The organism is Mycobacterium sp. (assembly GCF_049802695.1).
Lineage (GTDB): Bacteria > Actinomycetota > Actinomycetes > Mycobacteriales > Mycobacteriaceae > Mycobacterium.
Genome location: NZ_JBARMY010000486.1, coordinates 1 through 6,262, shown reverse-complemented (window position 1 = coordinate 6,262; position 6,262 = coordinate 1). Strand labels below are relative to the sequence as shown.

Genomic DNA, 6,262 nt, shown 5'->3' with positions numbered 1-6,262 from the left:
CCGAGAAGCCCGGCCCGCGCGGTCACGCGGATGCGCGCGCCCAGATCCATCAGGCGCGCGGTGCGGCTGGTGCCCGGCGTGCACTGGTAGGTCGACGTTTAACTCCGCGCACTCGCAGGTATCCCGCCGCGATGGGACCCGACAGCCGAGTTCTTCGCGCACCCGAGGTGAACCCGGACCCGGTGGCAACCGCGGTCGGCCAGCTCGTCTCGGCGGGCGTCCTGGTGATGCCGCCCGGCGAACTGCTCACCAATCTGGGCGTGGCAAGGGATGAGTGGGCTCGGTTCGCGTCGCACTGGGAGGACCTGGCCCCGGATAGCTACGCGGCCGAGTTGGGCCTGCAGCGGCTGCGTCGCTACGGCTTGTACTCGTTCGTCGACGGTGTCGCGACGCCGATGCGAAACGACGTGTTCATTCAGCCGCAAGACTCCAACCCGCTCTACATCGACCGGGACCGGCATTTCGAGCCGCTGACCGACGCGTTCGCCGATGATCCGTTGCTGGCCGGGTTGCTGACCTTGCTGGGACGTTTCGCCAATGCGCTCGACGACGTGCCGGCATGGATCGTCAAGGTGCATCCGTTCCGGGTCGTCGCCTCCGCCGACGGCGAAGGGCTGCCGACGCCGGAGGGTTTGCACCGCGACGGTGTCACGCTGGTCACTTCGCTGCTGATCCGGCGAAGCAACGCGCTCGGCGGAGAAAGCTCGGTGTTCGACTTGACCGGTCGCTACCTGCTGACGACCACCCTGGCCGAATCAGGCACTCTGCTGCTGGGTGACGATCGCAGCGCCGTGCATGGTGTCTCGCCGATTCGACCGGCCGACCCGGCCGAGCCGGCGCTGCGCGACGTTCTGGTAATCACCTTCGCTCCGCTCTGAGCGCAAAGAAGCTGCGGTGCGCGCGGGTAGCGTGGCAGCGGTGAACGCAGCCCCGGTGTTCGCCGATGTCGATACCGGCGTCGACGATGCGATGGCGCTGATCTACCTGCTTGCCAGCCCGGACGCCGAACTGACCGGCGTGGCATCCACCGGTGGAAACGTTGATGTGCAACAGGTTTGCGTCAACAACCTGGAGCTGCTCGACTTATGCCGGGCGGGTGAAGTGCCGGTGGCCAAGGGTGCTGAGCAGCCGCTGAGCGCTCCGATGGGCCCGCCCGGAAAAGTGCACGGCCCTAACGGTATGGGCTATGCGGAGCTGCCGCACAGTGACCGCCGGCTCGTCGATTACGACGCCGCATCGGCCTGGGTACGAGCCGCCCACGCCTACCCCGGGCAGTTGATCGGGGTGGCCACCGGCCCGCTGACGAATCTGGCGTTGGCGCTGCGCGCCGAACCGGCACTGCCCACCTTGCTGCGCCGACTGGTGATCATGGGCGGCGCTTACGACTATCGCGGCAATACCAACCCGGTCGCCGAATGGAACATCATGGTGGACCCGGAAGCCGCGGCTGAGGTGTTCGCCGCTTGGGCAGCACCGAACGACACGGCGTTTCACGAGCTTCCGATCCTCTGTGGCGTGGATCTGACCCGGCACATCGCGATGACGCCTGACATCTTGGCGAAGCTGGCCGCCGGGGCGGACTCGATTACCACGGCCATGAGCGCCTACGACGAACCGGGCACGCGGTCCACCGCAGCCAACGTCTTGGTCCGGGTGATGGAGGACGCGATGCGGTTTTACTTCGAGTCTCACCACAACGTGGGCCACGGATATGTAGCCCATCTGCACGATCCGTTGGCTGCCGCGGTCGCGTTGGACCCGGCGCTGGTGTCGACGCAGCAGGCAACGGTTGACGTCGAGCTGACCGGCACGTTGACGCGGGGCATGACGGTCACCGACTGGTCGGGGCGATGGGGCCGAAAGCCCAACGCGCGCATCGGTGTTGGCGTCGACCCTACGGCGTTCTTCGAGCGGTTCGTCGAGCGGGTGGGTCCGTTCGCACGGCGGCTGGGCTGACCCGGGCGAAAGCTAGATTATGTGCTCACGCATGCTGTGCGCGCCGCGGCCGAACGTCCACGCGATGACGTCACCCAGTCGTACGCGGATTTGCTCGTGGTGGTCTTCGTCACCGCCGTTCAGCCGGTAGACGGCGTGCGACAGATGCACGTATTCGTGCGAATGGGGGTTGGGCTTGGCCTTTTCCGGGTTGTGACCGCCAGGGCCGTTGCGATGGTCGAAGCCGATCGATTGAAGATACAAGAGGACCTGCTGGTCGAAATACCAGCACGGCTCGATGCTGCCCATCACCGACGCCCACGGCAGATAAAGCGTCACCTCGACGCCGCCGCCCGGTCGCGGGGGGCTTGCCTCGACAGCGTCGATGACCAGACACAGCGACCTGTCGGTGTGCTCGGACACGATGACTGACTCGGTTGCTGTCACGCTTTCTCCTCTTGCGTTACTGGTCCCGTCGCGCTTACTTTAGTCGCCAACCACCGGTGCGAGCGGAGACCAAAGCGACCCGAACGTAAACAGCTGCTGTCGGAAAGGTTTACGTTGAGTTCTGTTTGGTTCCGATCCGGACTCAGCCGTGCGACGTCTACCGCGATGAGGCCACAATGCGGCGACCGGAGCCGAACCGGCGAATCGCCTTCGCGGTGAGTCGCGCGAAGGATCAGGCGATCAGGCGTGGAGGTTGACCGGCTTCGTCTTCAGGCACACCAGCGCCATAACTGCGTCGTAGCGGCGGGTGACGTCGCTGCGGTCCCCCGGGTCGGGCACCGTAGCTAAATTGGATCGCTGGATCGCCTCCGCCTGGCGGATCAGCACCGTTTGCCGCGCCCGATCGGGGGTCTGTTCGATGACTCTCGCCAGCGCATCGAGCTGCCGAATCATGATGGCGGGCATGCCATTTGACGCCTGCCGGATCGTCGCGAACGCACGCTGCACGAGCCGATCGAAGTCGGGCTGATAGGCGATCACGCGTATCTCGCCCTGTGCGTCGCGCCGGATCGATTGTGGGCGCCAAGAATGAGAAATCAGGCACAGGGCGTCGGCGAGCCAGTCGACACAAGTCATTCCGGTGAACGTGTCGTTGATCGCCGGCGACAACGCACGCAGGGCGATCTCGACCAACTGGTCGACGCCGAACGAAATATCTTGTGGCAGAGTGCGATAGGCACCCGCAATATGACTGAGCGCGAGAGTGTTGTGGAAGGCGGCGGCCGCGCTCGGCGGCCAGACCCGCGCCATGGCCTGACCCGCGACCAGAAAGTGCCCTGGCCGGTAAGGCAATTCAACGACTGCATCGGCCTTGGACGCGACCTTCACCAGCCTCTCAATCCGGATGACCTGCAAGTAGCCACTGCTCGGTGCGCGGATCGGGGCACCGGACTCCGCCAACCGCGCCGTCAACTCCTCGGACGTCGGGCCGCGGGTCGCTCCGAGGCCGACGACCGCATTGCGCTTTTGCGCCGCGATCTCGCCATGCAATGTCTCGGCGATGCCGGCAATCACGACCGGAAGCTGAATCATCACGGCGACGTGGTTGAGGAAGTAGATCAATACGCCCACGCCGGCCAATGTCAGCATCAGGGTCACGGTGATCGAGAGATGCGGCACGAAGTCGCCGTGAGCACCACCGCCCACCGATACAAGGGTGATCATCGCGTAGCAGAATGTGGCGACGAATGCCCCCAACGCCATTTGGGTTCCGAGATCACGCACGAAGTTACGAAGCATTCGCGGCCCGACCTGAGTCGAGGCGAGCGTCAGCACAACGATGGTGATCGAGAAAACAATACCCACTACGGTGATGATCGCCGCCGAGACTGTGGTGAGGTTGACACGCGCCGTGTCGGAGGTGCCGTTGAGCACCCACGACGGGTAATGAATCCGCCCGGCGTAGGCCGCGCGGTCGGCGGTGTAGGTGCCAACGAAAAGCAGCACTATGCCTAACGTTTCGAGTAACGGAACGACCCAGAGGTTCGTCCGCACCGCCTCCCGCCGCCAATCAGCCTCGAAGTAGGCGTAACCCAGCATTACCGCCTGACCGCAACCGAGTAGGTGAGCATGCCGCGATCTAACCCCCAAATCCGTTGACATTCGATCAGCCAGGCCGTTAACGGAAGGCAATGCCCGCGCGCACCGTTCATCTGTTTACGCACCAATCAATCGGCAACCGGCGGTCCGCTTTCAACCTCCGGTGAGGAACCGAAATCACCCTAAGCGCCGTGACCACGCAGCGCCTGATCGTTGACGCTTTCTTAACGGGCTTCACAACGATGTTGGGCGGCTGTGGCGGCCCTCAATTCGTCATTCGTGACATTCAACCGGTTTCGGTAGCGACCCTTGCTCGTTCCTTCCTCGAGGCGATCACCCGACATTCCGCCCGCACCGCCGATGATCACCGTCACGATCTGTCGCGTGAGTCGAGACTCATCCTCAGTCCTCCTGCCGGCGGAGCAGGTCGGCCCAATTTCGCGGCACCCGTCCGCGAGGACCGGGGACCGTCTGGTCCGCCGGACGGCATTCTGGCGGGGCCAGCTCAGGACCCTCGTAATAGTCATTGCTCTCGTAGTTCCAGAACCAGTCTTCGCCGGGCTCGAACGATCGGATGATCGGATGACCACTCTCCCGCCAGTGCTTGGTCGCGTGCCGGGCCAGCGAATCGTCGCAGCATCCGATGTGGCCGCACGCCGCGCAGCGCCGCAAGTGCACCCACCAACCGCCGGCGGCCTCACATTCGGCGCAGCCGACACCACTGGGCGGCACTGATGGATCGACAGCGGCAGTCATCGCGACTTTCCCTCACTCACTGATGCATCGGATACGCCGCTGGTGGGCTTGCGATAAGAAGTCACTGTAGCCCCGGTCGTCGCTTCATCAGGCGAAAGTCCCTGTTTCGTCAGCGGGCGTCTTCACTCATATAACCCCTCCAGATACCAACGTCGTTGGCGGTAGCACAGCAGCAGCGCCCTACCCGGATCGGCGCCGGGTTCGCCCTCCAGCAGCACCTGGGCCCGGGCAGTGCGACCACCCCCTGTGCCGGCCACAGTCCGGTCATCCCACCACCGCTCGTCGACCGGCCATGGCCCGGCCCACCAGCGCAACCGGTCGTCCCGGTCGCGGGCGGCCAGCCGCGCCGGGTCCGCGGAAAACAGGCCCCGGCCGTTCACCCGTATCGGATTACCTTGCTCGTCAAGCAAATCCACCGGATCATCGAGTAACACCGTCGGCGACGGCCCAGGCAGTTGACCGGGCCACGGCAGACGCGGATCGGCCCGCGGCACCGGCTCGTCACCCAACGGCGTCAAGGTGATGCGCTCAGCCGGTCCACGTCCGCCACTGAGCCCCGGTACCTGGACCGCATCCGGACCGAGCAGACCCTGCACCCGCACCAAGGCCCGACGGGCGCGCAGCCGGTCCTCCTCGCCGAGGCCACCCCACAACGGCAGCTGCAGCGCCCCGGCCGACACCACCTCCACCGCGTGCAGCCGCAGCAGCGTTACCGGCGCCGTGGGCCGATCATCGGCGGTGCGGTTGTTCAGCCACCCGTCAAGCTGCCAGCGCACCCGGTCGGCGGTCGCGTCCTCGGTTAGCGGCTCAGCGCACCGCCACACCCGGTGCAGCTCGTCGGAGTTGGCGGTGACAGCGTGAATGGCCAGCCGGGTGCATCCCACTCCGGCAGCCATCAGCGTCTGATGCAAAGCGCCGGCCAGCGAACGGCCGGCGAACGCTGCGGCGTCTACCCGGTCGATAGGCGGGTCACAGTGCAACTCGACATCGAGTTCCGCCGGCGGCTCACGCCCAGACGGCCCGCGTTCCGGCTCACCGCGGGCGAACCGGTGTGCGACTACAGCGTCGGCGCCGAACCGGGAAGCCACATCGGTGCGCGGCAGTGCGGCGAACTGCCCGATGTTACGAATACCCATCCGCCACAACAGATCCACGAGATCTTCCCGCCCCGGCCCGGACAAGCTGGGCTCGGTGCCCAGTTGCCGGATGGACAGCGCTGATAAAAATTGGGCGTCCTGTCCGGGTGCTACGACACGGCCGGCACGGGCAGCGAACACCGCGGTGGACAACTGATCGGCTATCCCTACCTGGCATTCTGTGCCGGCGGCGGCCACCGCGTCGATCAGCCGCTCAGCCGCCTGCTGCTCGGACCCGAAAAACCGGGCCGCCCCGCGCACCGGTAACACCACCAGCCCGGGCCGCAGCACCTCGGCGCGCGGCACCAGATCATCCACCGCCGCGATCACTTTTTCGAAGAAGCGGGCGTCGCGGTCAGGATCCGCGGCGACGACGTGCAGTTGCGGGC

At 65.7% G+C, this 6,262-nt stretch carries 6 protein-coding genes; 2 read left to right on the top strand and 4 right to left on the bottom strand.

The genetic code is table 11. From position 1 onward, the window contains the following. Positions 1–131: 131 nt before the first annotated feature. Both WA317_RS19295 and WA317_RS19290 read left to right on the top strand, forming a co-directional pair. Positions 132–878 carry a 2OG-Fe dioxygenase family protein gene (locus WA317_RS19295; RefSeq protein WP_425174561.1) on the top strand — a complete coding sequence of 249 codons (747 nt, stop codon included), beginning with the start codon at positions 132–134 and terminating at the stop codon, positions 876–878. Between the two features lie 31 nt (positions 879–909). Continuing rightward, positions 910–1,956, top strand: a complete 1,047-nt coding sequence (locus WA317_RS19290) for a nucleoside hydrolase (RefSeq protein ID WP_425174562.1) — start codon at positions 910–912, stop codon at positions 1,954–1,956. A gap of 12 nt (positions 1,957–1,968) precedes the next feature. Here WA317_RS19290 and WA317_RS19285 read toward each other — a convergent pair whose 3' ends face one another. The 4 genes from WA317_RS19285 to WA317_RS19270 all read right to left on the bottom strand — a co-directional run. Then, on the bottom strand, positions 1,969–2,382 hold the full coding sequence (locus WA317_RS19285; RefSeq protein WP_425174560.1) for a hypothetical protein: 414 nt from the start codon (positions 2,380–2,382) through the stop codon (positions 1,969–1,971). A gap of 240 nt (positions 2,383–2,622) precedes the next feature. Then, on the bottom strand, positions 2,623–3,981 hold the full coding sequence (locus WA317_RS19280; RefSeq protein ID WP_425174559.1) for a DUF2254 domain-containing protein: 1,359 nt from the start codon (positions 3,979–3,981) through the stop codon (positions 2,623–2,625). A gap of 402 nt (positions 3,982–4,383) precedes the next feature. Next, positions 4,384–4,737 carry a UBP-type zinc finger domain-containing protein gene (locus WA317_RS19275; protein WP_425174558.1) on the bottom strand — a complete coding sequence of 118 codons (354 nt, stop codon included), beginning with the start codon at positions 4,735–4,737 and terminating at the stop codon, positions 4,384–4,386. A gap of 122 nt (positions 4,738–4,859) precedes the next feature. Continuing rightward, positions 4,860–6,262 (bottom strand): DNA polymerase Y family protein (locus WA317_RS19270; RefSeq protein WP_425174557.1); only part of this gene is annotated, 1,403 nt, incomplete at its 5' end.

Coding starts and splice junctions, on each gene's coding strand:
- WA317_RS19275 (WP_425174558.1), bottom strand. CDS start 4,737: ATGACTGCCGCTGTCGATCCATCAGTGCCGCCCAGTGGTGTCGGCTGC.
- WA317_RS19295 (WP_425174561.1), top strand. CDS start 132: ATGGGACCCGACAGCCGAGTTCTTCGCGCACCCGAGGTGAACCCGGAC.
- WA317_RS19280 (WP_425174559.1), bottom strand. CDS start 3,981: ATGCTGGGTTACGCCTACTTCGAGGCTGATTGGCGGCGGGAGGCGGTG.